The sequence below is a fragment of the Vibrio genomosp. F6 genome, assembly GCF_005146325.1.
Classification (GTDB): Bacteria; Pseudomonadota; Gammaproteobacteria; order Enterobacterales; family Vibrionaceae; genus Vibrio; species Vibrio cortegadensis.
Genome location: NZ_SYUT01000022.1, coordinates 65,336 through 90,201, shown reverse-complemented (window position 1 = coordinate 90,201; position 24,866 = coordinate 65,336). Strand labels below are relative to the sequence as shown.

Here is a 24,866-nt window from a genome sequence, read left to right as displayed (position 1 = left end):
GTTGAAGCGGCTTTTTTGTTCGTATTGTGTAATGAATAACAAACCTAAGATCTGCTGTTTTCAGCTACATTAATGCTTATCTCTTACTGCTTATCTATTAATGCATTCAGTACTTGAAGCACACCCGCTTCACGGTTACTTGGTGCGCTGAATCGTGCGTGTTTTTTTACGCCTTCATGTGCATTTGCCATCGCATAAGAGTGGTAACTTGCTTGCAGCATTTCAACATCGTTGAAGTAGTCGCCAAAGCTCATCGTCTCTTCATAACTAAAACCTAACTCGTTTTGTAGGTGTTTAATTGCAGCGCCTTTTGATGCTGCTGGATTCATCACATCCAGCCAAATTTTTGCACTGATCACGACTTGTTGGCTGTCACCAAACTTCTCATTGATCAGAGGATGAACGTGTTCAGCTGAACCATCAAAATGACAAATTGCCACTTTAACAAATTCATCTTCGATAGATAGAAGGTCATCAACGATTTCACAGCGATGGTAATACTTACAGATTTCAGCGCGTGCTTTCGTGTCTTGTGTTTCAATATAAGCGGACTTCTTACCACAAAGTACAATGTGGGCACCTTCAACGAGTCGAGCTTGTTTGAGGATCTCGTGAATGATCTCTTTCTCGATGGTGCAGCTATAAAGTTCCTTACCCTGATGCATCACTAATGTGCCATTTTCAGCAATAAACATCATGCGATCTTTAAGCGGTGCGAACGTTTCCATTAGGCTGTAATACTGACGACCAGATGCAGCGGCAAAGATAATATTATTTTGCTCTAATTGCTGATAAAGCGGGAAAAAGTCCGGATTTAATTGGCTATTTTCATCAAGTAAAGTGCCGTCCATATCGGCAGCAATGAATTTAATCGTAGTCTGTGGCATTGAGATTCTCATAAGGCTAAATTTGGTTGGCAATTGATGTCGATGGAGGAATTTAAAAACATTCGATCTCTCGTCTATAGTTGAACTAATGATATAGGCGAGCATATTGCTAAAGTGCGCGTATCTTAGCGTTTGTCGCTGTAATTTTCATCATAAATAGCTCACTTATATCCCCTGAGTCCATTTAATAACCAAAGATTCTAACTAAAAACAAGAGCTAACCTTTGAACTTAAAAACCTGACCCAATATCTTGGTATGTCAGCCCCAAAATAGAAAAGGAAAATAGAATGGCTAATGAATACACACCACCTAAAATCTGGGTAAATGATTCAAGTGGCGGTAATAAATGGGCGAACATAAACAGCCCAGTATCAGGTGCAAGGCATGAACAAGATTTACCTGTAGGGAAGCACGCTTTGCAGCTTTACTCTCTTGGCACACCTAATGGTCAAAAAGTTACGATTCTATTAGAAGAGTTGTTAGCACTCGGAATTACTGAGGCGGAATACGATGCCTATCTGATTAATATTGGCGAGGGCGATCAGTTCTCATCGGGCTTTGTTGGTGTTAATCCTAACTCAAAAATCCCAGCACTACTGGATAAATCAGGCGATGAAGACGTTAATGTATTTGAATCTGCATCTATCCTTGTTCATCTGGCTGAGAAGTTTGGCCATTTCTTGCCAAAAGAGGGCAGTGCGAGAACCCAAGTGTTTAATTGGTTGTTTTGGGTTCAAGGTTCAGCCCCGCTATTAGGTGGTGGTTTTGGTCATTTTTATTCTTACGCCGATGAAAAGTTAGAGTACCCAATCAATCGTTTTTCAATGGAAGTGAAGCGTCAATTAGATGTGTTAGACAAACAACTGGCTAAAACTACTTATGTTGCGGGTGAAGAGTACAGTATTGCTGATATGGGCATTTGGCCGTGGTATGGCAACTTGGTATTGGGCAATATTTATGATGCGGCTGAGTTCTTACAAGTAGACTCTTATACTAACGTTGTTCGTTGGGCGAAAATGCTTGAGAAGAGAGAAGGCTTACAGCGCGGACGTACCATTAATCGCTCTTGGGGCGAAGAGTGGGAGCAAGTGCCAGAGCGTCATAGTGCTGAAGATATAGATAAAGTACTAGCCCTGCGCTCTTAAACTGACGGCTGGTAAAAGAGTAATGAAAAGATGTGCTACCGAATTGGAAGCACATCTTCACTTTAAAATGCTTTTAAACTCTCATCGACAATATGTTTACGATAGTGCAGTGACTAACGCTTTACCAACACCATGAGCACTAGTTGGATTTTGGCCCGTAATTACTCGCTCATCAACGATCACTAGCTCATGCCAAGGTTGTACTTTACTGAAGCGAACCGCTTTACGAGAAAGTGACTCTTCAAGCAGGAATGGGATGTCATCAATCGTACCAAAGTCGATCTCTTCTTCACGTGTGAATCCCGTTACCGATTTAGAAGCAAGTAGGCTGTCACCATTACTCAATGTAATTGGAAGTAATGCTGCTGGGCCATGACATACAGCAGCGATAATGCCACCACTCTCGTAATGTTTCGCTGCCAGTTGAGCAAAACTCACATTCGTTGAAAGGTCAGATAGCAGCCCAAAACCACCAGGGTAGAAAACAGCGTCATAGTCATCAATATTGATTTGCGATACTGGAATGCTGTTATTGATTCGATTCTGGAAATCATCATCCGATAATACATTGCTGTTTATCTGATCGCCTTCGATATCAGTACCGTAGAGTGGCGCTTTTCCACCTTCAATTGATGCTATATCGTATTCAAAGCCAGCAGCGGTCAGCTCGTGAATGACGTGAGTGATCTCAGGTGAATAAGTACCGTTAGCTTGGTCTGTTTCGCCTAGAGTGGCATGGTTCGTTACTGGAATTAGAATCTTTTTCATTATGGCTTCCTTGAATGCTTTGAGTTCGAAAAAGATATTAATTCAAAACCATCTGGCTGATAATACCGATAATTGGCAAAATATTATTGCTATATAGCAAAGATGAGTAGAATGAACAATTTTGATGGGATTATTGAATTCGTCGCGGTGGCTGAAAGTCATGGCTTCTCAGCGGCTGCGAAACAGCTAGGTTGCAGTACCAGTCACGTTAGCCGACAAGTGTCTCGGTTAGAAGAAAGGCTCGGAACCGTTTTACTCGCTCGCTCAACTCGGTTAGTGAATTTAACCGAAGCAGGTCAATTGTATTACCAACAATGCAGAGAACTGGTAACAGGGCTACAACAAGCGAATGAAGGCTTAAACTCACAGCAAGTGACGTTAAGTGGTACTTTGCGTGTCAGCGCTGCGGGTGCATTTGCAGAAGATCATGTCGCCCCTGCTTTAATGGAGTTTGCTAAGTCGTATCCAGAGCTCACCATCGAAATGGATTTTAATTCTCGAATGGTTAACTTCATTGAAGATGGTATTGATTTCGCTATTCGTTATGGTGCCCTAAAAGATTCAGGTTTAGTTGCTAGAAAGCTGGTGGATCGCCCGATGGCCGCGGTCGCGAGTCAAGAATATCTAACTCATTATGGTGAACCTACTCACCCTAGCCAACTGAAACAACATAGCTGCATTATTGCCAATAACGATCACTGGCTTTTTGAAAACGATGGCAACACTATTAACATGCGTGTCCATGGTCGCTGGAAAAGTAATAACTCTAACGCAGTGGTCTCTGCTTGTGAGCGAGGGCTAGGAATTGCGTATATGCCGAAAAGCAGCCTAGCGAAAGGGTTGGAGTCAGGTTCGCTTGTTCCAATACTTCAAGACTTTTGGGGCAAAGGAAGCAGCAGTTGGATCGTGTATCAAAATCAACGTTTTCTTCCAGTGCGTGCTCGCTTGGCAATAGATTACTTGATTAATCATTTCCGACAGATTACGTAGATCGAACACCGCCATAAACATCAATAGTTAAGCTACGCTCTTTTTCGTAGGTTTTAGGCGTTAAGCCAATTTGTTTCTTTAAGTAGCGGATGAGGTGAGGTTGATCGCTGAAACCAAACCGAAATGCAATTTCGACCCAATCGATGTCATCAGAATCGCGTTGGTAAAGCACGCGAGTGGCAATTCCCTGACCTCGTTCTAACTCAGCTACAATCATCCCCAAGTCAGCATATTGAGTCTGGTGTTCATCAAATAGACGACATTCACCCGTTGCTAATAACCGACCATCCTTTCAATACCCCCAAAGCTCTTCTCGTGTGATTAGATTACTGAAGTACTCAGACAACCATTGCGCAGGAGCACCAATATTACTAACGGCAAATTCATCGAACTCAGATAGTTGATCCTGACTTGCAAGAGTTAACTCTAAACCTGCTGATCCTTCAGAAACCAATGGCGCAACTTGCTGATACATTAGCGCATTTACTTTAAATGAAGATGAGTTATCTAAGCAAAGCGATAAATAGTGAGGTTCGGCGGCACTCACAAATGCACCTTTAATGGAACCGACCACTGCGCTGTTTTGCTCTGCAATCAAAGTAAACAGTTCTCTGGCCTACCAGTAGAAATTAGAATTCCAAACCTTACTTTTTGATGAATACCGTCGCTAAAAAGGCATCTATCACCTTATGCATAACTGTTGATATGGGTAATCACTTCATTTGTTGTCGCATGACAAAGTAGATCAATTATCAACAGGTCCCCAATTTACATTCATTGGTCATTTAAACGTTTGGCATAAGAAAAATAGATAAAAACGCCATATAAAACACAAATGATAATTGATCTCATTATCGTTTGAGATGTATGATGCGCAAAATAATATCAAACCTATAAATAGTTGTGCCATTTATATGAAATTTACTTATGTTTTTTTGGGGCTTTTAGTCACCTCTTTGCCCAGTTTTGCTGCGGAAGATTTTGATTGGTTGAGAGATGATTCTCGACAAGACCAGCGTGTGCTTTCTTACCTCGAAAGACAAAACCAAAAAACAGCACAGTTTCAGAATGGATACGACAACATCACACAGAGTTTGCTAACTCAATGGGATTCGATGGCCGCGGAGAAAGGTAAGGCACCGTGGGTCATTCAAAATGGTGAGGAATGGAATCTCACTCGCCGAAAGGGGCGTTACGTTTTGCTGTCTCGCTCGGATAGCAATGCTGAAGAGAACATTGTTTACGATTTCTCGTCTCGCCAAGCTGAGTATCAATACTTTCAAATCGGTCAGTGGCGCATTCAGAATAATGCTTTGTTGTTTACTGAAGACACCAATGGTAGCGAACAATACCGTGCCGTTTTCGTCGATCTTGAAAAAGGAAAGGCAGTAGAGCTAACGGACAATGTTGATAACGGTGTTTTGTTATCCGCTAACGGCAAATCTGCTTACGTCGTTGCGAAAGAATCACATACGCAGCGTCCACATCAAATTTTACGAATCGATATTCAAACACTTGAGAAACGAGTGATTTGGCAAGAGGACAAAACCGATTGGTTGATGTCCTTCTATCCCGCGGCAGATTCACATTACGCTCTAGTCCAAAGTAACAATGAGTCAACTACCGAGCAAAAGCTACTTGAATTAGATTCTGGATCGTTGACTTCGTCACTGCGCAAACCAGAAGCAAGTATTGAATACTACGCAGATGTTGCTCAAGGAAGGGTATTCATTAACAGCAATTTGGGTGGATATTTTGGATTGTTTGAGGTGAAGCTTGCCGATGTTATTGGGCATGGTAAGAACATCAAATGGACACCTTTTGCATCTTCTAAGAACAATGTTGAACAGTTCTATCTGTATGATGCTGGACTTGTGGCATTAACCAAGCAAAAGACCGCAACCATACTCACCGTGTATTCATACGCTGGTAACGTTAAGAAATCGTTATCACTAGAAACAGAAGGTCGTGTCGCGTGGTTGAGTAGGCTCGGTGACTATGCTTCCAATAAGCTCCACATTCGTAGTATGTCTATGACGACACCGCCATTGTGGGAAGAGTTTGATGTTAAGGCTCTGGAAAAATCGGACTTCTCCCAAGATGATTATCGTGACTTCTCAAGCCAAGATTATGTTTCCCAACGTATTACGGTGAAAGCGAACGGTGTTGAGGTACCCGTATCTCTCGCTTATCGTAAAGACAAGCTGAATGAAAACGCCCCAGTAATACTCTATGGCTATGGCGCATACGGCTTTACCATGAAACCTTACTTCATGCCTCAGACGGTGAGTTTACTTGACCAAGGCGTGATCTATGCGATTGCACACGTTCGTGGCGGTGGTTACTTTGGTAACGATTGGCATGAACAAGGGCGTGGGATTCTAAAAGCCAATTCCATCAATGACTTTACAGCGGTAGCACAAGCACTGAAGCACTTTAAGCATAGTGAACGTGATGTTTACGCATTGGGCTCAAGTGCGGGTGGCACCTTAGTTGCGGGTGCCATTAACCAAGCTCCTGACTTGTTTGCTGGAGCGGTATTAAAAGTGCCGTTCGTCGATGTTGTTGCAAGTATGTCTGACACTTCTTTGCCTTTGACGGCGCAGCAATATGGTGAGTGGGGGAATCCGACCCTCACAGAGCAACGCAGTATTATGCAGGCCTATGATCCTATTCTTAATATCCGCAAAGACGCTTACCCGCCCATGTTGGTTCAAGTCGGATTGAACGACCAACGTGTGCCTTACTGGGAAGGCGCGAAATATCTCGCCACCATTTCGTCGATCAGTGAATCGACAGGACCTTATTTGTTGCAAACGGATTTTAACTCTGGCCATCGCATGGATCCAAGACAGGCAAGAGAGCAACAAGCAAAGGAATATGCATTTCTATTATCACTAATTAAAACATCTAAAGCGGAGCAGTAAATGAAGCTTACCCCAGTGTCAGTGGCAGTACTTTCGGTACTTGCTGCCAGCCAAGTGCACGCAGAATCTAACGTTTACTTTATGGAAGAGGTGGTCGTTACCGCTAACAAAATTGATCAGCCCCTATCAAAAGTGGCTGGCAGTGTTGCGGTGATTACGGAAGAAGAAATTGAAGCGAGAGGTGAGACGGAGCTTTACGATGCACTACGTAATGAGCCGGGTGTAAGCGTTACAGGTGGTGCTGGGCGTCCTCAAAACATTACCATCCGTGGTATGACGGGCAACCGAATCATGATTGTCCGTGACGGTATTCGTTCAGCAGACGGCTTTGGTGCGAATGATATTAATGATGCGGTTGGTCGAGATACTTTCGATTTATCCAATTTTCAATCTCTTCAGATCATCAAAGGCGCGAGTTCTTCTGTACATGGTTCTGGTGCCATTGGTGGTGTCGTGATTTTGAAATCTAAACAACCGGGCGATTTTCTTAAAGATAAGGATTTCTATACAGACGTTTCTGGTACCTACACCGACATCAGCAACAAATACAAAGCGACGAGTAATCTAGCGTTCCGCTCTGGTGATACAGAGAGTCTGTTCAATGTTTCTTATTGGCAAGGGCAAGAGACGCGTAACTTTGATGAAGATTTATACAACCGTGATCTTGATGGTTACAGTGGTGCTTACACCATCAACCATTTTTACAGTGATGAATTGATGCTGACAGCACACGCTGAGCTTTACACTCAGAATCAAGAGCGCTTAGAAGGGTCGCCTTCCGTTCAGCCAGACGGCATTTGGCATATTGAAAACTTTGCCGAAGATGAAAAATCAGAAGAGTACAGTGCGTATATCGGTGCCGAAGTCACGCCGCTGGAACCGACTTGGTTCGAAGAGTTAGACACTAAGATTTACTGGCGTCATACCGAAGTGGCTGAAGACACAAACCGTCTAATGCGACAAGTCGATCATAATGGCTTGCTGACCAAGCGTCGCGAGCTAGAGCATAAGACGTTCATTGATGAAACGATTGGCTTTCGAGGCGACTTTACTCATACCCTCTATGCCGCAAACACTGATCATCAATTAGCTTACGGTGTTGAGCTGGCTACCGATTACTACGAACGTACGGATAGCGACTCTAAAATTGACTGGAATGGCGTTACGCCTTCTACCAAGCAACCTTTTGCTCCCGCTCGTGCTTACAACATCGGCTTGTATGTAAGAGACATGGTGGAACTGGATAAGTGGACTATTACTGGCGGCTTACGCTTTGATGCACACCGTCTTACGCCTGATGGAAAAGGTGACGTTGGCGGCTTCCCACTGAAAGACATTGATAGCTCGGAAGTCTCTCCAAGTTTGTCGGTTTCTCGAGAAGTGTTCACCAATAACATTGTTTATGTTTCTTACAACCATGGTTATCGCGCTCCGGAATACGACAAAGCGTATGGTTTCGTAAACCATGATTTTGTTCCGTTAACGCCTTTTGTTATCGCACCTAACTTAGATCTAGAAGCCGAAACGTCAGACTCATTCGAAATTGGTCATAAGTTCGATAACGGTCGCGCACATCTTTACGTCTCTGCCTTTTACAACAAGTTTGAAAACTTCATCGATGTTGTGACGACAGGCTTTGATTCAAGCACCGGTAATTACATCAAGCAGTACCAAAACCTCGATGGCGTAGAGACATACGGTGCTGAGCTTTCTGCCGCTTATGCATTAACCAAAGAGTGGAATGTAGGTACCAAGTTTGGCTATGTAGACGGAAAAGAAGCCGACGGTGACTACATTCGAAGCATCACACCTTTCGAAGGTAATGTCGAAGTGAACTACACCAATCAAGACTTTAGTGCTTACGCATTATGGAATTGGGCCGCTGCGATGGATCGCGTTCCAACGTGTCAAACTTCCCTCGGCTTAGCAACCGAATGTGCACAAACCAGTGCTTGGAACACGGTTGATATTGGTGCGACTTACCACGTGTCCAAAGATCTTCGTGTGAGTGCGACCGTCGTGAACTTGTTCGATAAAGAGTACATCCGCTACCAAGACGTTGCAGGGATCGCAGAAGAGAGCAAACGCTACTCAACTGAGCCAGGCCGTTACATCACAGTGAATGCTAAATACGAATTCTAGGATGAAATCATGAAGTTAAAACCATTAGCGCTTTCACTCCTTATTACCTGTGCCACGACGGTACAGGCCGCTGAGTGGGATTATCCAGCAGCCAGTGCCAGTGTGAATAATGAAGCAGAAGCGAAAACGTACCTCGACACGAATTATGCCAATGCCGGAGAGTTTAAGTATCGCTACAAAACACAATCTCAACTTGGTGCACATTACAATTTTGACGTTTGGGTGAAGGGGGAGTATCAAGCGCAGCGTACTGTTGTTGTCACAACCGACAAAGAACATCATGTCGTTCGTGTGTTTAAAAGCTTTGAAGATACGATCATCCGTAATGGTGAACCGATGATCGCAGCAGAGTTAGAATCGCCGCGTGAGCTACAGGCGCAAGAGCCTCCAGCACTTAGCTCGGGTAATCTGATTGATATTGAGGTTTCTCTATTCAACCCTGACTTACGTACGATGCAGCAGCAAGCCGCACCTGATTCTACTTGGGCATCCTTAGCGGATTACCCTCAGCCGATTGAGTACGTGACCAAATCTATTGAGGTTTTACAGTCGGGCGGTAAGTTCTATCTGTCTAATCCGCGATTGAAGCAAGTAGACGCAACCGGATTGTTTGCGGTGCCAGCACCTGGTGAAGCGCCTGTACTCGATACGTCTAATTTTCTCACCACAGAAGGCGTTCAAACGTTTGATAGCCTGGCGGAGATGCAAAACACGGAGTTTGTAGACAATGCGTTTCCACAATTAATGGCGTTTTACCACCTTGATAGCTCGATGCAATATTTGACGAGCTTAGCCTACGATTTGTTTGATGAGCCGCTGCGTTTTGACGCACGAGGGTTATCAAAAGACAACTCTACTTACTATTACGGACCGAAAGCATTGATGCTTGGTGTGGGTGGCGTTTCTCCTGATGCGGTCGATGGGGATGTGGTTCTGCATGAGTTTGGTCATGGTATTCATTATCAAATCGTACCGGACTGGGCTTATGGTCATACCGGCGCTATTGCAGAAGGTTTTGCTGATTACTGGGCAGGCAGCGCAAGCTACAAGATTCAATACCTTGATACGTCACGTCGTGGTCAAGAGTTCGATCTGGATACGGTCTTCAACTGGGATGGCGTGTTCGGTACACGTAAAACGACTCGCAGTTTATGGAATCAGCACGCTCGTTACTTTGAAAACTCAGAATACCCCGCGCACGTCAGTGTCGGTGGCGAATTGGGTGACGAGTTATGGTCTACGCCGTTGTTCCAAGCGTTAAAAGCTTCGGTTGAGCGTTATGGTGATGGATCTGACGGCGTTTTTCGCGAGTTTGATACCATCATTCTAGAGGGCATGTTCGGAATTGGGCGTGGAGTAAAAATGCATGATCTTGCGGAATCGACGGTATTTGCCGCAAGCGGTTTGTTCCCGGACAAAGAGTATGCCCAGTTACTAACGGACAGCTTTAATAAACATAACTTACTTAAAGCACCATTTCGCGTTCGTTATGATGCTCGATACATCGCGCAAAGTCAGAATGTTGGGCTAAACCTCAGTCAAATGGGCCGAGAAGCCAACATCAAAGGTCAATGGCTGCTGAACAATGCATCGGTGTTTGATATTGATGAAACGTTGTCAGATGCAAGCGCAATGAAAGTGGCGCTTCCAAGCAATCTAACCTGTGGTATGCAGTTTGATTCTACAGTGTCATTGGACTACCAATTTGGCGACAGCTTGAAGACACATCAATGGGCAGAGAGCGTTGCATTAGTGAATGGGACACCAAAATTAGAAATACAACCTCAAGCAGTGAACTCTTCGTTGCCTGAACAGGGCGACAGACTATTCTCTCAAACGCTATCAGACAAATCTCGCACGATTGACGATTCCTTCGCGGTTTACCTGAATATCGAGCATGACTCACTACAAGATCTACAAGTGACGCTGGTGTCACCTCAAGGTAAATCGGTTGTGTTACTCAGCCATCAATCAAGCAATACCAATGGATTTAAAGGTTACTTCACAGCTCAGTTCGACGAGGAGCTACAAGCACTTGTCGGTCAACCGAGTTGGGGTACTTGGCGTCTCGAAGTATCTGACCGTGTGTCAGGAAACTCTGGGGTGTTGAAAGAGTGGGGTGTGAGTCACTTTGCTCAGTATCAGTGCAGTGCTGATACCACTAATGAAAGTGATAGCGGTGGCGCGGGTGGTAGTGGTTCGCCTTTTGCCTTATTTGGACTGTTATTGCTTTCAATGGTGAGAGTTATTCGCTCTCGATAAACCACATACTATTAATCAAAAGAAGATAAATCTATGAAGTTTCAATATTCTTTCATTGCTGCATCATTAGCCCTAGTTGGCTGTGGCGGCGGTTCTGGTGGTGACACGACAGCGCCGACTTATGATGTAGCGGGCACCATTGTTTCACAAGGCACACTTCTTGATACACCAGTATGTGTCGACTTAAACCAAAACTTTGCTTGTGACTCGACTGAGCCAAATACAAAGAGTGATAATTCAGGTAAATTTGCGCTGAACTCGAGCAACAAAAACATTTTGACTAGCACGATTCTGGCTCAAGTTGACCAAGGTTCAAGTCAGACACTTAGCCTCGCTACTCCGGGCCAAAATCTAGCGACTGGAAATACAATTAACGGTGTTACGACGCTGATGGCAGGTTTGGTTGTGGATGGTAAAACCGTCGCTCAAGCTGAAGAAATTGTAAAAGCTCAACTCACCGATGCAGGCGTTTCACTGTCTGGTTCGGTCATGTCTAATGCAAGTGCTAGTGAGTTCGATAACCTAGAGCAAAACGCGGTAGCACTGTTGGCAGAAATGCAGCCTGATCAAATGACGAAAGGGGTTGCCCTGCTTGCTCAAAGCCTGAGTTATCAAAGTAAATCGTTAGCTTCAGAATTACTGACTCAAGCAGAGGCAAAAGCGTTTGCAGAGGAAATTTCAGCGGTGGCAGAGCAGACCGTTGGCAGTAACGATACTGGCGTAGTTCTTCACTTTGCTGATGGCGCTGCAGACGTAGCAGAAGTTCAAACTTCTTACCCTGGTCAAGATGCGGAATACGGTTTTGATAAAGATGACAAGCAGGCATCAACAGGTGCTGGCTTTAAGTTCGTTAAGCTAGATTCACAAGGCGCAACATTGGCTGCGGACGCAACCGAGTGGGCTTGTACAATGGATGAGCGCACTGGTCTAGTGTGGGAAAACAAGAGTGCGGACGCGAGTTCTGTTCAATTTAAAGATCGTACATTCGTTTTTGAATCAGCAACATTCAAACCGTATTACGAAGATCTCGAAGTGGTTGGTTGTGTGGATGCCGCTGATGGCATGTGTTCAACAAGTCAATATGTTGAACACATAAACAAGCAGTCGCTATGTGGCATCGCGGACTGGCGTCTACCAACATACCAAGAGTTCTATGATGTTCTGGACTTAGGTGAGACAGAGAAAGATACTGACGGTAATGTTTATGGTATGACGATGGCCTACTTCCCCCAGCAGGGTAAGGGCAGTCCAGATATTGAATCGGGTGCAATTTGGTTAAGTGATTTCACATTTAACAACTACTCTACTTATAACTATGAAGGTGCGCTTCAATTTGCAGTAGTGGCTGCGAAAGGTGCAGACCGAGGTTACGTTAGCTTTGTTGAGATTTATTCTGACAAAGTGGAGCGTGACACTGGTACGTCATACCAATTCCCAATCCGTCTAGTAGCTGTTAAGGGCCAATAAAATGAAGAAATTAATGACCGCGCTATCTCTTGTTCTGGCTTCTCAAGTTGCCATGGCGGCACAAGAATGTTCCACAGACTTTGGCAAGACAGCACCAAATTCTCGTTACACTTACTCTGATGCTGGGACGATAACTGACTTAAAAACGAGCCTGACGTGGATGCGTTGTCCTGTAGGACAATTATGGGATACAGCGAATAAGGCATGTTCTGGCGCCGCGACTAAGATGTCATGGCAGTTAGCTCTATCAACCGCAGAGCAAATTCGAAATGAATCAGGCAACCATGCTTTGTATGACTTCGCTGGCAAAAAGAACTGGCGCTTACCTAATATTAAAGAGTTGGTCGCGTTGACTGAACGTGCTTGCCATAGCCCTGCGATGAACGGCACTGCATTCGCAAGTGGTTACACACTAGAAGTTGGTGACTATGCAGGCTATATCTGGAGTAACACTCCGAACGGTGATGGTTCAAACGTAATGGTGTTTGACTCAGTGAATGGCGAAGTATACAACTGGAACCCACTAGAACCGACGAACACTTTTTCTCTGTTACTGGTGACAGACGAAGAGTAACTGCCATCATACCTTTGTTCAAAGGATGCCATTTTTCGAGTCAAGTTATCCTATAGAATGTTTCACGTATTAGAGAATTAACAATAGAGTGCCTCAAGTGAATTGGGCTTTGAGGCGCTCTATATTTTATTGTTAATAGAAAAACACACACTCTCTTTCTATATTCATTCAAGAATATTAAAAAGCACTATTGGATGTATGTTATCCCCCTTTGATAATAAATCGCGGGAATTAAACGGCTATTTTTTGGCTGGATTTATATATCCTTACGATGTGATAAACATTAATTAAAGCGCAAAAGCCATTCATAAAGACTACCGGCCAGGCTCCGATAGCTAAGCCATACACCACAAACCCGATACAGCCAACAAAGTTAATATAACGAAGCTTTTTTATATCGCTCATTAAAAGCGATATGCCGACGAATAATGAAGCCAGGTAACCCAGCATATCCGGAGTTAACATCATTAATCCTTAATCCTTAAGAGCTGTCTCTAAAGCCAGCTCCATCATTTGGTTAAAGGTGGTTTCACGCTCTTCTGCAGTTGTCTCTTCTCCACTAATGATATGGTCAGAAACAGTCAGAATACTCAGAGCTTGAACATGGCTTTCTGCAGCAATAGCAAACAATGCCGAAGTTTCCATTTCACAAGCAAGAATGTTCATTTTCAGCAGAGCTGGCATTAGATTTGGGTCTTTTCCATAGAATAGATCGTTCGTGAAAATACTACCGAAACGAGCAGGAATTTTATGGCTATCAGCAGTTTCCCAACAAGCTTTCAGTAATTCAAAATCTGGTACCGCTGCATAATCGTAACCGGCAAGGCGTGTTCTATTTGTTGTAGAAGCCGTACTTGCACCTGTTGCGACAATAATATCCCGAACAAAAATATCGTCGGAAACACCGCCACAACTACCTACACGGATCAACTTTTTTACATTGTATTCGTTGATTAGCTCATGGGCATAAATAGAGACAGATGGAATACCCATACCATGCCCCATTACTGATATTTTTTTACCTTTGTAATAGCCGGTATAACCAAACATATTTCGTACATCACAAACTTGCTTAGCACTCTCTAGATAATGTTCGGCAATGTACTTTGCTCGCAGTGGATCACCTGGAAATAATACAGTTTCAGCAAATGCACCTTGAGGTGCGTTAATATGTGGAGTCATATTGATACCCTTAACAGTTAACAGATTTATTGCTATGTTATTCCTACTTACTTAAAAGCATCAGGACACTTGTCTGGATCGGAGTTGTTCTGTTCACAAAAATAATCGCAGGTCATCGAAGTGAATAAAATCAAAGAATTATCGAAGCATGGTCATGCGTTATTCTGTCAGCTTTTGGAAAAACAAAAACTAAAAACCAAACATTTTCAGCCTGGTGACTATTTACTAAAACAAGGACAAGAGATCTGCGAGCTGTATTGGGTTGGAATGGGCGAGTACAGTATTGATCATACCGCTAAGAATGGACGTGGCTTGAGTTTAGGTCTCTTTTTTGCCGACAATCGCTTGTTTGGAGAAGTCGAATTTCTTACAGATACCAAGTGCCAGTTTGATATCCGTGCCAGTGATATACTTGAGGCTAAAGTTGTACCTGTAAGCCTTATTTCTGAATTTATGCAGCAAGAGCCCATGCTGGCTATTTGGCTAAGCCAGTCATTGTCAGAGAAATACCAGGATACTATGTCGGTGGCAATGAACCGAATTTTATATCCTTTAATTTACAACGTCGCTTGGGATATTGAGCAACGCTACCTCGAAGCTAAACCTAAAATTAATTTTGCTCAGGCATATAAAGAAGCTGAACGTTTTGGTTGTTCAGAGCGAACCTATAGCCGTGTGGTTCATCAATTGCTTGACTTGGGGTTTGTCGAAAAGATTGGTAACCAATTAAAAGTTAAGAATATTGAAAAATTGTCAGCTTTTATTGAGACCCAAAATCTGGCTTAAATGATCATTAACGAAGAGCTATAAAATTAATCTAAGCTCACCATGAGTAACAGTGAGCTTAAGATTCACTTGGGTTATTCGAGAATGCGAGAGCCTAAAAGAAAAACTCATCCAATTTACTCTAAGGCTGCTCTTTGTTGGTTAATGACCAAAGATAGACCTGCTTGAGCAAGCTGATTCTTTTACGAAAGCGTCGCTTTGGCTGAACAAAAAGAGTTTTTGTTGAACCTACTTTCAATTTTAATTTCGATTTCATTTCGCCTCCATCCACCAACACAATGCACCTCCTACGCCGTAAGCAAACAGATCTTTCCAATCAAATGTCGCGCCTAAAATTATGGCTAGAATTGAGGGTGATTCGATACCAAGCCAAGTCGCCACCTGTAATAGCTGTCCAAATTCGACAACAAACGCGATTAATACCACCAACGCAGCGAGCCATTTGACGGGCATTGAGAGGATGCTCGCCAACAAGTAGTAAAGCCAAACAACAACCAACACATCACCGAATGTCGGGCGAATAAAGCTGTCTCGAACGTAAAGCGCGATGACCACCAGAGCGATGAAACAGATGAAGCTTTTAAGCCCGTTTATTGTAGAAAAACGAAAGTAAATACCGGTATTATGGTCATTCATTTCGCTTTGCTGACGGGCAAAAATATTCTGTTTAAGCATCTTCATTTGCAGCCTTTACTTCGTCTTCCACTTTTATATGGCGGGCATACCAGTCAATGTTGCGTGTGATCACCATAGTGAAGCTCAAAATCGCGAAGCACAGTAATGCGCCCATGACTAACGCGTAACTTTCTGCTTGAAGCAACCCAAACAATAAGCCGTAGATCGTAAGCAATAACACACCAAATACCGTGCCATGCTTTAGGTTATTCAACATACCACTGACGTACACGCTCAATAGACCCGTCGATGCCACCGCTGACACGACATATGCCCAGTTGAAACCTAGGTGCTCACTCATCGAAATCAGCAGCAAATAGAAAAGCGCCAGAGCTAAGCCAATAAACCCATATTGCACAGGGTGGACTGGACGCGCTTGAAACAGTTCCAACAGAAAGAAGCTCGCGAACACTAGCGTTATCACTAATAGTGAGTAATTCACAGCGCGATGAGATTTCAGATAGTGATCAACGGGATCAATCAAATCCACGCCCATTTGTCGTTGCTCAAGCTCATAGCAAGCGCTGTTTGATGACAGGCAGCTTTGGAATAATTGCGCGATATTGGTAGAGAAGTTATTACTTACCCACTGCGCTTTAAATCCATCTTCAGATATATCTGACGCCACTGGTAAGTAGTCACCGATAAAGCTAGGGTGAGCCCAAGGAGAAGACAATTCCACCGTAGTTTCGCTGCCAATTGGCGTTACTTGCAGTTGTCCCATCCCTTGGAGTAAGAAGTTAAGATCGAATGCCAAAGGTTGTTCTGTTTTCAGGTCATCCAGTTTTAGTTCACTATGGAAACCTTGTGGTAGCTGATCTAATCCGGTTCCTGGTATCACTTCAATATCTGAGCTTGCGAGCGTCATGTCATCAAGGCGAATCAGTCCGCGACTGTCTTCAATGCCAACCACAAGGCTGATGTTTTTAATATCAAGATCATGCAGTGCCGCTAAGTCGTCTGCATCAAAAACACCGTTAAGCGCCACTTGCGCTTTGTATAAACGCGCACGGTAAATACCGCGATATTTTTCAAAACTGTCCAGATCAGCGCTCATATCGAAGGTATTAGGTAAGAGGAATTTACGGCGTTCTTTAATCTGGACTTTTTCATCTCGATAGCTGGTCTCGGTGTAGTTCACCATGATGAAAGGACCAATGATGCGTTGTTCGCCACTGCTGCTGCGTGCTATGTCATTCCTTACTTCATCTTGGCGATACGAACGTTCTGAGATCAGCCCAGTGACCATTGAAAGAGGGATTTGCAGTAAGACAAACAAAAACAGCACGAAGGTGAACTTCATGCCGAGCTGGTTATTGAGGATCTTTTTCATGTTTTATTCTCCATTTGCTGATGTAGATAATCTAAATCAGCAGTTTGGAGAACGAATGGAGCTAATGTGGAGTTTCTATGGAGTTGGTAAAATCAGAGTCACTTTCACGCCGGATTCAATGTTTTCTACTCGTAGTTCACCTTTATGCAGCTTAGCTACTTGCTCTACAAAGTTGAGTCCCAATCCAGTGCTCTTAACGCCATTTTCACGAGCGAGAGAATAAAAACGCTCAGTTAATCGAGGCATTGCATAGTCTGGAATGTGAGGGCCTGAGTTGAAAATAGAGAGTCGTATATTGCCCTTAGCCATTTCTGCTTTCCACTCAATATGTCCTCCGGAGTAAGCGAAATCCAGCGCATTATCCATCAAGTTAAAGGTAGCTTGCTTAAGTAAAAAGGTATCGCCAAGCACCACGAGACTTTCATCAATCTTGATTTCCGCAGTGACCGCCTTACCACTCAAACGCGCGTCCGCAGAGTCAACCACTTCACTCACCATTTGGTGTACTAGAATCTGTTCGACTTGTTCAAGCTCTGGACGTTTCTCAAGGCGAGCCAGTTCAAGTAACTTATCAATCAGTGATTGCATGCGATCACTTTCTCGTTCGATGTTGCCAGCGAACCGAGCGATCTTTTCTTCAGGTAACGGCATCTGCAATATTTCGCTTGCCCCTTTGATCGCAGATAGCGGGCTTTTTAACTCATGAGTCAGGGTCTGAACGTACTCTTCGACATACTGTTTTCCGTCAAGTTGATTGCGCATTTTCTCTAGCGCATCACTGAGCGTTCCATATTCGTAAAAAATGCGAAATTTTGGTTTAGATACTTTTTCTCCTTCGCCCATTTTGGTCGCGTAAACTTCCAATTTATTCAATGCTGAGTGAATTCGCCAAGCAAACAAGGCACCTGCAAGTAGCACTAAGCCGCTCATCCACACCATCCAAAACAGCACGTTACGTTTAGAGAGGTCGATAAATGGTTGAACTGAGCGATTGGACTTTGCCACTGTCACACTACCAATGATTTCGCCGTTGTGGTAAATCGGCGCAGCGACATGCATCACGGTTGAGAGCGGGTCATTCGGATCTTCAATGGTACTACGCGCACCATATTGACCGCGAAGCGTGAGATATACATCGTTCCATTGTGAGTAGTCTTTGCCGATGTCTTGCTGCCAAGAATCCGCAATTACAGTGCCTTGTTTATCCGTAATATAAATTCGATGGTTAATCGCTTTTTTCCCAATTTCCCAAATGCGTGCGTGTGGTTTTCGTTGGCCATAAGCCGCTAAAAGTTGGGAAAAACGACTCTCTGATAATTTGCTATTGGCAACGTCCTCTTCTGCCAATACTGCAAGCAAGTTCGCCATATCAACTAGTGTTTCTTCGGTGGTTTGACGTACTGTCGGTTTAAGCTCTTGAACAACGGTTTTACTCACCATATAAGCCGTCATTCCTACTAAGATAAAGTAGAGCAAAAACAGCCTTAACCCAAGCGGGATCCTTGGCCAGCGATTCATCATTCTCCCTTAATACTGTAGAAGTAACCAAAGCCACGTTTGGTACAAATTCGTTCAGACATCTCAAACGGCTTCAGCTTATGGCGAATGGCTTTGATGTGAGTATCGATATTTCGTTCGTACGCTGCCTCTGGCGTCATATCTGCGGCAATCATTAACTGCTCTCGGCTCAATACATTAGAAGATATGGAAATAAGCTTATCAAGGATCTTAAACTCAACGGCAGTAAGACCAAGCATTTTGCCTCCAACACCGTAATCAAAGTTGTGTGCGACTAAATCATGGGTTGGTTGAAGTTGCATAAAGGCTGGACTTCGTTCTGGTTTTGACTCTGGGCTTAACTCAGCCATAGGCGCTTTAGCTTTGATTCGAAGTTTGATGCGAGCCAGCATTTCGCGAGGGCTAAATGGCTTAGTCACGTAGTCGTCAGCTCCAATTTCCAAGCCAACGACACGGTCAATTTCATCACTCCTAGCGGTTAGAAAGATAATCGGAATGTCAGAAAATTCTCGGATGGTTTTGCACAGTTCAAAGCCGTTACCATCAGGTAATCCGACATCTAACACGAGCAGAAGTGCTGAGTGTTTTTGCAAAAATGCCAAGCCTTCTCCTGCCGTTGTAAACCACTCCACGTGGTAGCCATCCATCTCTAAAACATGAATCAAGTTGTCTGCAATGGCAGATTCATCTTCAATAATGATGACTGGCGATTGGTCGTTCAATGTTTGAACCTCGTTGACGATGTTTATTCCGATGCTGTGGTTACCCACTACTTTGGCGCAAAGGCTATCGGATTGATACTGAAAAGACAAAGTTCGAGAGTGATCTTAGGTGGTTGTTGCAAAAATCAACTCAGAACCAGAGCTGCGGCTCTTATATTAATCGACTAGCTCAATGATCGATAATGCATTCAATTGGAAACATTCGCCAACTCAGTTATTAACTGTATTTGGATCTGGTAATAATCCCAATACAAGTTCTCGTTGAACAACACCAGAGTATGCAACAACAAGAGGCTAGCAACGGCCTCTTGTTATGGGCTTATCTGTTGCTTATTGATTTTTAGCCAAAAAATCTCTTGGCAATGGTTTGTGAAGGTCTTTCTTATGGGGCGTACCTTAGTGCTTTTTGAGTCTGAAATTACCTCATATGAAATCCAACACTCCGGACATGTTTGTTCCGTCGTTTCAAAGAGCTCTGACTCAGTGCAATGCTTTATTATGACTCCGTTTGAAAAATGAAATAGCGACTCAACACAATCAACGGCTATGTCCTGATCTTTATAAGATTTGTCGATTGATTCATGACTTACCAGTTTTAATCCCGTCATTTCACCTTTTATCGCGGCAATATACGTAAAAAGATTATTCATACGACAAGTTTCCATTATTTTTAATACTAAACGACACTTATGGTTATTTGTTAACTGTACTTGCGTGCGATAACCAAACCGTGGTTACTCGAACCTAGAAGTGATGGCTCAGAACACACCAATAGATGATGCTGCAACCAAGCTTGGTATTGTTGCTCTGATAATGAATTGATTTCAGAACCGATGTAACGTCCAAAGCCATCTGTAGCCACATGCTTTTCTATACGGAACCCTTCGGATTTAGTTAAATTTTCAATTTCAGAAGGTTTTGCAAAATATCCTGTTCTAAAGAATGCATCGACTTCTTTCGATGTAACTAATCCCGTTTCGTTCAATTCACTAAGTATTTGTGGTGAAATCAAAGTACTCGACATTTTAGCAAGCAGTCCGGCTACAAAGAAACGGCTGATATAAGCGACTGCGACAACACCATTTGGCTTAAGAATTCTATGAGCTTCTCTTATTACAGCTTGTCGTTCGCTTTCTTCTTGTATGTGGTACAGGGGCCCAAGAATTAACACCATATCTTGAGAGCTGTCTGGAACAAAAGAAACATCCGTTGCATTTGCTTCATATACGTTTAGCTCAACATTTTGATCAACGGCATTTTGTTTTAGTTGTGCAACCAATTCCGGAACGAGCTCAACAGCGGTTACATCCAAGCCTTTTTGGGCATAAAAAATGGAATAACGACCCGTTGCTGCACCAAACTCGGTAAGCGTTTCGGCTGAGTGAGTAAATAATTCAAGTTGGTTGATGGTGGTATCAAATTCAATGCGAGTAATGTTTTGACAAACGAGACGCTGCTCTTCATCAAAATTCGCATAGTAATCCATATATTCCTCTTGCACTGTTATCTCCCATGCAGTTTGAAGTGTATTGCCAAGAGTTCCGTATACTAAGAATGTACCTAGTTTGAATGCTAATTTCTTGGAAAATAATAAGTTAACAGGTTAGCGGGGCTACGCAACCACTTTAGCATGGAGTTACTGTGCAAGAAATTAGCTAAGACTTGAACAAACGGTCTAAGATGCGGGGGAGTACATAAAACAAAGCGGCCGCGATAGATAGCATCGTGATTGGGAGCTAATGAAGAGGAACTCAAGCCATCGACCATATCAGGAGAGTAAGGGCTTGATAAGTGATAGATACACGTGATCGTGGGCTATCCTATTCTCTACATATCCCGATAATTAGGCCCGCCTCCGCCTTCTGGAGGTTGCCAGCTAATGTTTTGCGATGGGTCTTTTATATCGCAAGTTTTACAGTGTAAACAGTTGGCAGGGTTGATTTGAAATCGCTTTTCATTATCCGTAATGACCACTTCATATACCCCGGCAGGGCAATAACGCTGGCTAGGTTCATCAAAGCGAGATAAATGGTTTTGAATAGGAATGGTCGAGTCGTTCAACAAGAGGTGGCAAGGTTGATTTTCTTCATGTTGAGTCGAGGAGAGGTAGACGGATGAATTTCGATCAAAGCTTAATACTCCATCAGGTTTCGGGTAAGTGATTGGCGGGCACTGGCTAAGTTCTTTTAGATGAAGGTGATCCGCCTTTCTGTCATGAATCACCCAAGGTTCAGGTTGGTTAAATAGAGGGATCCATACATTGTGCTCAAGAGTAATCAACGCTCCACCGAGTAGGTTGCCGTACTTGTGAATCGCGGCGCTGAAGCTGCGAGTATCTTCGAGTTCTTGATAGAGCCAAGAAGCTTTAAACTGAGTATCGTAATCAGGCTCAAGTGGTTGATCATTCACATTTTCTAAAGCGTTAAAAATCGCTTCTGCCGCCAACATTCCAGATTTCATGGCGGTATGGCACCCTTTGATTTTGGCCACATTGAGTGTGCCAGCATCACATCCAATCAATAAACCACCAGGAAATTGCTGTTTCGGGAGGGAAGAAAACCCACCTTTTGCAATCGCTCTCGCGCCATAAGAAATACGACTACCGCCTCTGAGATGTTGACTAAAAACAGGGTGGTGTTTAAGTCTTTGAAACTCCTCGAAAGGGTCTAAGTATGGATTGCTGTAATTGAGGTCGACAATCAACCCCACCGCGACTTTGTTGTTTTCTAAATGGTAAAGAAATCCGCCACCAGAGCTGTCTGATTCGCTTAATGGCCAACCAATACTATGGATGACATCTCCTGCTTTAGTTTCGGAACTAGGCACTTCCCATATCTCTTTGAGCCCAAGCGCATAATGCTGCGGTTGTTTATCTGCATCAAGTCGATACTTACTCATGAGCTGTTTGCCCAAGTGACCACGCGCCCCTTCAGCAAAAATAGTGTATTTGGCTTTTAGCTCAATTCCCGCTTCAAAATTAGCTTTAGGTTCACCATGTCTGTCTCGTCCCATTTCTGAGGTATTGATGCCTGTCACTGTGCCATTGTCATCGTAATTGATGGAAGTGGCCGCGAAGCCGGGGAAGATTTCGACACCGAGTGTTTCAGCTTGTTGTGCTAACCAACGGCATAAGTTCGATAAACTGATCACGTAGTTTTCGTCATTGTTGTGCATGGGGTTTGGGGTCAGCACCCGAGGTACTGTTAGGTGGTTATGTTGAGTGGTGAGGTAGACAAACTTATCGTTATTTACGGGGGTTGAGATAGGAGTATCCATGCTCTGCCATTCAGGGAATAGCTCATCTAGCGCGCTCGTTTCAAACAGAGCTCCAGAGAGGATGTGAGCACCAACTTCCGCCCCTTTTTCCACTACGCAGATGGATATTGGAGAGCGGTTTTCCAATTGGGTTAATTGCGCGAGTTTGCAAGCGGCCGCTAAGCCTGATGGGCCTGCACCGACAATTACTACGTCAAATTCCATGCACTCTTTGTCCATACGCTCACTGCCCATACGATAGCCCTGCTGTATTACGCTGACTTACCATTAAATATAGTCCAGTTGACGTAAACGTAAACTTTACTAAGCTCAAAAGTAAGGCAGACATGAGTAGCGTTCATTGATAAGGATGGCATTGTGAAAGTATTAGTCGCAATCAAACGAGTGATCGATCCCTATGTCAAAATTAGGGTTAAAAGTGATGGTTCATCCGTTGAAAACAATAACGTAAAAATGACGATGAATCCGTTTTGTGAAATCGCGGTTGAAGAGGCTGTGAGGTTGAAAGAAACGGGATATGCGGATGAAGTCATTGTGGTGTCTGCGGGTGATCATGGTTGTCAGGAGCAGTTGCGTACGGCGCTGGCTTTAGGGGCCGATCGCGCTATTCATATTGATTTCATCACACCTCCTGAGCCTCTTACCGTTGCCAAACTTTTGAAAGCGGTGATGCAGCAGGAATCAATGCTCGACGAGGCAGGGTTGGTGCTACTTGGTAAGCAATCGATTGATACTGACAACAATCAAGTGGCACAAATGTTGGCGGCTCTGACTCAGCGTCCGCAAGGAACATTTGCTTCGCAGTTGAAAATCGTTGCTGATGAGAATGGTAATAAGAGCAGCGTAGAAGTCACTCGTGAAATTGATGGTGGTCTGGAAACGTTGAAGTTGGCGCTACCTGCGATTATCAGTACCGATTTGCGCCTTAATGAACCTCGTTATGCCTCCTTACCAAATATAATGAAAGCCAAACGAAAGCCATTAGAAGTGTTAACGGCAAGTGCGCTAGGGGTTGAAGAGGTGAAACACCAAGAGATACTTGAAGTGATGCCGCCAGCAGAGCGAAAAGCCGGAGTCATAGTGCAAAACGTGACAGAGCTGGTGGATAAACTGAAGAGTGAAGCCAAAGTCATTTAGCGTAGTGGTAAGAGGTACGCATTGTTCGGGTAGGGATGAGGAGCAAACACATGGACGATCAACCGTTAAGCGTTTTAGTTGTTGCACAGCACGATAACTCACAAGTCTCGATGGAAACATTGCGAACTATCAAAGCCGCAAGCTTGCTAATAATGAGTAGTGAGCAGCACGATAAAGGCGCCGTATCGGTATTTGTCGCAGGGCATAGTTGTGAAACGGTGGTCGACTCAATAACGGCAATCAGTGGCGTTGATAAAGTGATTGTCGCTGATTCAAGTGATCATCAATATAGGCTGGCAGAAAATATGGCGGAGTTGATTGCTGAAATCGGACAAGATTATTCGCATCTACTCGCCCCTGCGACAACGTTTGGGAAAGATCTGATGCCTCGTGTTGCGGCTCTATTGGAAGTGGGGCAGCTTTCAGATGTGGTTGAGATTCAAACTCCAGATATCGTGATTCGCCCGATTTATGCAGGCAACGCGCTCGCAAAAGTGAAATCTCTCGACTCAATTAAAGTGATCACAATTCGAAGCTCAGCGTTTGATGCCATAGAGAGTGAGGAACTTGTTTCTAGTGAAGACAAAAAGGCAAAGATAGAGAGATGGGACAAGAGTATCAAAGCACAATCGACAGAATTTGTGTCGCAGCTGAAAGTTGAAAGTGAGCGTCCTGAGTTACCCGAAGCTCGGGTCGTTATTTCAGGTGGACGAGGCTTGGGTAGCCAAGAGCATTTCGGTTTAATTGAGCAACTTGCCGATAAGCTCGGTGGTGCGATTGGTGCATCTCGGGCGGCGGTAGATGCAGGGTTTGTATCTAACGATCTTCAAGTTGGGCAGACGGGTAAGATAGTGGCTCCAGAGTTGTATATCGCAGTGGGCATTTCAGGGGCGATCCAGCATCTAGCAGGCATGAAAGAGTCTAAGGTGATCGTCGCGATCAATAGTGACCCAGATGCGCCGATTTTTCAGGTCGCCGATTATGGAATCGTCGGCGATCTCTTTGAAATCATGCCTGAATTGATTCGCTCAGTGTAAATGGGTTGTGAGCGAATTATTCTCTTCTAAACTGATG

The 24,866-nt window shown here is 43.9% G+C and carries 21 protein-coding genes and 1 pseudogene; 10 read left to right on the top strand and 12 right to left on the bottom strand.

Annotated features, from left to right (window positions below; genetic code table 11):
• Positions 1-83 precede the first annotated feature (83 nt).
• Positions 84-887 (bottom strand): Cof-type HAD-IIB family hydrolase, encoded by an 804-nt coding sequence (locus tag FCV43_RS08350; RefSeq protein WP_136994863.1) that lies wholly within the window; start codon positions 885-887, stop codon positions 84-86.
• 288 nt (positions 888-1,175) lie between these two features.
• On the opposite strand from FCV43_RS08350, the gene yghU reads away from it, so the two are divergent.
• Positions 1,176-2,033 carry a glutathione-dependent disulfide-bond oxidoreductase gene (gene yghU / locus FCV43_RS08345; protein ID WP_136994861.1) on the top strand — a complete coding sequence of 286 codons (858 nt, stop codon included), beginning with the start codon at positions 1,176-1,178 and terminating at the stop codon, positions 2,031-2,033.
• A 96-nt stretch (positions 2,034-2,129) separates the two neighbouring features.
• Here the strand turns inward: yghU and FCV43_RS08340 are convergent, their stop codons facing one another.
• Entirely contained in the window at positions 2,130-2,801 is a 672-nt protein-coding gene (locus tag FCV43_RS08340) for a type 1 glutamine amidotransferase domain-containing protein (RefSeq protein ID WP_136994859.1), read from the bottom strand.
• A 111-nt stretch (positions 2,802-2,912) separates the two neighbouring features.
• Here FCV43_RS08340 and FCV43_RS08335 point away from each other — a divergent pair, with 111 nt between their 5' ends.
• Positions 2,913-3,791: a LysR family transcriptional regulator gene (locus FCV43_RS08335; protein WP_136994857.1), complete on the top strand. Its 879-nt coding sequence runs from the start codon at positions 2,913-2,915 to the stop codon at positions 3,789-3,791.
• On the opposite strand, the pseudogene FCV43_RS20475 reads toward FCV43_RS08335, so the two are convergent.
• Positions 3,784-4,398 (bottom strand): annotated as a pseudogene (locus FCV43_RS20475) (GNAT family N-acetyltransferase); the annotation flags it as partial. The gene FCV43_RS08335 and the pseudogene FCV43_RS20475 overlap by 8 nt on opposite strands.
• A 307-nt stretch (positions 4,399-4,705) precedes the next feature.
• On the opposite strand from FCV43_RS20475, the gene FCV43_RS08325 reads away from it, so the two are divergent.
• Genes FCV43_RS08325 through FCV43_RS08305 form a run of 5 tightly spaced genes read left to right on the top strand, consistent with a single transcriptional unit; the run spans position 4,706 to position 13,163 of the window.
• Positions 4,706-6,718 (top strand): prolyl oligopeptidase family serine peptidase, encoded by a 2,013-nt coding sequence (locus tag FCV43_RS08325; protein ID WP_136994855.1) that lies wholly within the window; start codon positions 4,706-4,708, stop codon positions 6,716-6,718.
• Positions 6,719-8,860: a TonB-dependent hemoglobin/transferrin/lactoferrin family receptor gene (locus FCV43_RS08320; protein WP_136994852.1), complete on the top strand. Its 2,142-nt coding sequence runs from the start codon at positions 6,719-6,721 to the stop codon at positions 8,858-8,860.
• Positions 8,861-8,869: 9 nt separating this feature from the next.
• Positions 8,870-11,122: a proprotein convertase P-domain-containing protein gene (locus tag FCV43_RS08315; RefSeq protein WP_136994850.1), complete on the top strand. Its 2,253-nt coding sequence runs from the start codon at positions 8,870-8,872 to the stop codon at positions 11,120-11,122.
• A gap of 33 nt (positions 11,123-11,155) precedes the next feature.
• Positions 11,156-12,589 (top strand): DUF1566 domain-containing protein, encoded by a 1,434-nt coding sequence (locus tag FCV43_RS08310; RefSeq protein WP_136994848.1) that lies wholly within the window; start codon positions 11,156-11,158, stop codon positions 12,587-12,589.
• A 1-nt stretch (position 12,590) separates the two neighbouring features.
• Positions 12,591-13,163, top strand: coding sequence for a DUF1566 domain-containing protein (locus tag FCV43_RS08305; protein ID WP_136994846.1), 573 nt, complete (start codon positions 12,591-12,593; stop codon positions 13,161-13,163).
• A gap of 231 nt (positions 13,164-13,394) precedes the next feature.
• Here FCV43_RS08305 and FCV43_RS08300 read toward each other — a convergent pair whose 3' ends face one another.
• Positions 13,395-13,631, bottom strand: a complete 237-nt coding sequence (locus FCV43_RS08300; RefSeq protein WP_017054778.1) for a YgjV family protein — start codon at positions 13,629-13,631, stop codon at positions 13,395-13,397.
• A 6-nt stretch (positions 13,632-13,637) separates the two neighbouring features.
• Positions 13,638-14,345 (bottom strand): purine-nucleoside phosphorylase, encoded by a 708-nt coding sequence (gene deoD / locus FCV43_RS08295; RefSeq protein WP_017054777.1) that lies wholly within the window; start codon positions 14,343-14,345, stop codon positions 13,638-13,640.
• A 120-nt stretch (positions 14,346-14,465) separates the two neighbouring features.
• On the opposite strand from deoD, the gene FCV43_RS08290 reads away from it, so the two are divergent.
• Positions 14,466-15,131 (top strand): Crp/Fnr family transcriptional regulator, encoded by a 666-nt coding sequence (locus FCV43_RS08290; protein ID WP_136994842.1) that lies wholly within the window; start codon positions 14,466-14,468, stop codon positions 15,129-15,131.
• A gap of 121 nt (positions 15,132-15,252) precedes the next feature.
• On the opposite strand, the gene FCV43_RS20750 is transcribed toward FCV43_RS08290, so the two are convergent.
• The 7 genes from FCV43_RS20750 to FCV43_RS08255 form a co-directional block, all read right to left on the bottom strand.
• A complete protein-coding gene (locus FCV43_RS20750; RefSeq protein WP_276607066.1) occupies positions 15,253-15,387 on the bottom strand; it encodes a hypothetical protein in 135 nt (44 codons plus the stop codon).
• Positions 15,384-15,812 carry a DUF2809 domain-containing protein gene (locus FCV43_RS08285; protein ID WP_136994840.1) on the bottom strand — a complete coding sequence of 143 codons (429 nt, stop codon included), beginning with the start codon at positions 15,810-15,812 and terminating at the stop codon, positions 15,384-15,386. Before FCV43_RS08285 ends, FCV43_RS20750 begins: the two co-directional genes overlap by 4 nt.
• Entirely contained in the window at positions 15,799-17,139 is a 1,341-nt protein-coding gene (gene creD / locus FCV43_RS08280) for a cell envelope integrity protein CreD (protein ID WP_136994838.1), read from the bottom strand. Before creD ends, FCV43_RS08285 begins: the two co-directional genes overlap by 14 nt.
• Before the next feature lie 75 nt (positions 17,140-17,214).
• Positions 17,215-18,657 (bottom strand): two-component system sensor histidine kinase CreC, encoded by a 1,443-nt coding sequence (gene creC, locus FCV43_RS08275; protein ID WP_136994836.1) that lies wholly within the window; start codon positions 18,655-18,657, stop codon positions 17,215-17,217.
• Positions 18,657-19,379, bottom strand: coding sequence for a response regulator (locus tag FCV43_RS08270; protein ID WP_136994834.1), 723 nt, complete (start codon positions 19,377-19,379; stop codon positions 18,657-18,659). The genes creC and FCV43_RS08270 overlap by 1 nt, the downstream gene beginning before the upstream one ends.
• A gap of 700 nt (positions 19,380-20,079) precedes the next feature.
• The gene (locus FCV43_RS08260; protein ID WP_136994830.1) at positions 20,080-20,880 is read right to left on the bottom strand and encodes a class I SAM-dependent methyltransferase; all 801 of its coding nucleotides are present in this window, start codon (positions 20,878-20,880) and stop codon (positions 20,080-20,082) included.
• 326 nt (positions 20,881-21,206) lie between these two features.
• The gene (locus tag FCV43_RS08255) at positions 21,207-22,874 is read right to left on the bottom strand and encodes an electron transfer flavoprotein-ubiquinone oxidoreductase (RefSeq protein ID WP_136994893.1); all 1,668 of its coding nucleotides are present in this window, start codon (positions 22,872-22,874) and stop codon (positions 21,207-21,209) included.
• A 138-nt stretch (positions 22,875-23,012) separates the two neighbouring features.
• On the opposite strand from FCV43_RS08255, the gene FCV43_RS08250 reads away from it, so the two are divergent.
• The gene (locus FCV43_RS08250) at positions 23,013-23,792 is read left to right on the top strand and encodes an electron transfer flavoprotein subunit beta/FixA family protein (protein WP_136994828.1); all 780 of its coding nucleotides are present in this window, start codon (positions 23,013-23,015) and stop codon (positions 23,790-23,792) included.
• 50 nt (positions 23,793-23,842) lie between these two features.
• Entirely contained in the window at positions 23,843-24,829 is a 987-nt protein-coding gene (locus tag FCV43_RS08245) for an electron transfer flavoprotein subunit alpha/FixB family protein (RefSeq protein WP_136994826.1), read from the top strand.
• Positions 24,830-24,866 lie beyond the last annotated feature (37 nt).

What these genes read in the sequence shown, in the direction of transcription:
- FCV43_RS08350 (WP_136994863.1), bottom strand. Translation starts at nt 887, where the DNA reads ATGCCACAGACTACGATTAAATTCATTGCTGCCGATATGGACGGCACT.
- yghU (WP_136994861.1), top strand. Translation starts at nt 1,176, where the DNA reads ATGGCTAATGAATACACACCACCTAAAATCTGGGTAAATGATTCAAGT.
- FCV43_RS08340 (WP_136994859.1), bottom strand. Translation starts at nt 2,801, where the DNA reads ATGAAAAAGATTCTAATTCCAGTAACGAACCATGCCACTCTAGGCGAA.
- FCV43_RS08335 (WP_136994857.1), top strand. Translation starts at nt 2,913, where the DNA reads ATGAACAATTTTGATGGGATTATTGAATTCGTCGCGGTGGCTGAAAGT.
- FCV43_RS08325 (WP_136994855.1), top strand. Translation starts at nt 4,706, where the DNA reads ATGAAATTTACTTATGTTTTTTTGGGGCTTTTAGTCACCTCTTTGCCC.
- FCV43_RS08320 (WP_136994852.1), top strand. Translation starts at nt 6,719, where the DNA reads ATGAAGCTTACCCCAGTGTCAGTGGCAGTACTTTCGGTACTTGCTGCC.
- FCV43_RS08315 (WP_136994850.1), top strand. Translation starts at nt 8,870, where the DNA reads ATGAAGTTAAAACCATTAGCGCTTTCACTCCTTATTACCTGTGCCACG.
- FCV43_RS08310 (WP_136994848.1), top strand. Translation starts at nt 11,156, where the DNA reads ATGAAGTTTCAATATTCTTTCATTGCTGCATCATTAGCCCTAGTTGGC.
- FCV43_RS08305 (WP_136994846.1), top strand. Translation starts at nt 12,591, where the DNA reads ATGAAGAAATTAATGACCGCGCTATCTCTTGTTCTGGCTTCTCAAGTT.
- FCV43_RS08300 (WP_017054778.1), bottom strand. Translation starts at nt 13,631, where the DNA reads ATGATGTTAACTCCGGATATGCTGGGTTACCTGGCTTCATTATTCGTC.
- deoD (WP_017054777.1), bottom strand. Translation starts at nt 14,345, where the DNA reads ATGACTCCACATATTAACGCACCTCAAGGTGCATTTGCTGAAACTGTA.
- FCV43_RS20750 (WP_276607066.1), bottom strand. Translation starts at nt 15,387, where the DNA reads ATGAAATCGAAATTAAAATTGAAAGTAGGTTCAACAAAAACTCTTTTT.
- FCV43_RS08285 (WP_136994840.1), bottom strand. Translation starts at nt 15,812, where the DNA reads ATGAAGATGCTTAAACAGAATATTTTTGCCCGTCAGCAAAGCGAAATG.
- creD (WP_136994838.1), bottom strand. Translation starts at nt 17,139, where the DNA reads ATGAAAAAGATCCTCAATAACCAGCTCGGCATGAAGTTCACCTTCGTG.
- creC (WP_136994836.1), bottom strand. Translation starts at nt 18,657, where the DNA reads ATGAATCGCTGGCCAAGGATCCCGCTTGGGTTAAGGCTGTTTTTGCTC.
- FCV43_RS08255 (WP_136994893.1), bottom strand. Translation starts at nt 22,874, where the DNA reads ATGGACAAAGAGTGCATGGAATTTGACGTAGTAATTGTCGGTGCAGGC.
- FCV43_RS08245 (WP_136994826.1), top strand. Translation starts at nt 23,843, where the DNA reads ATGGACGATCAACCGTTAAGCGTTTTAGTTGTTGCACAGCACGATAAC.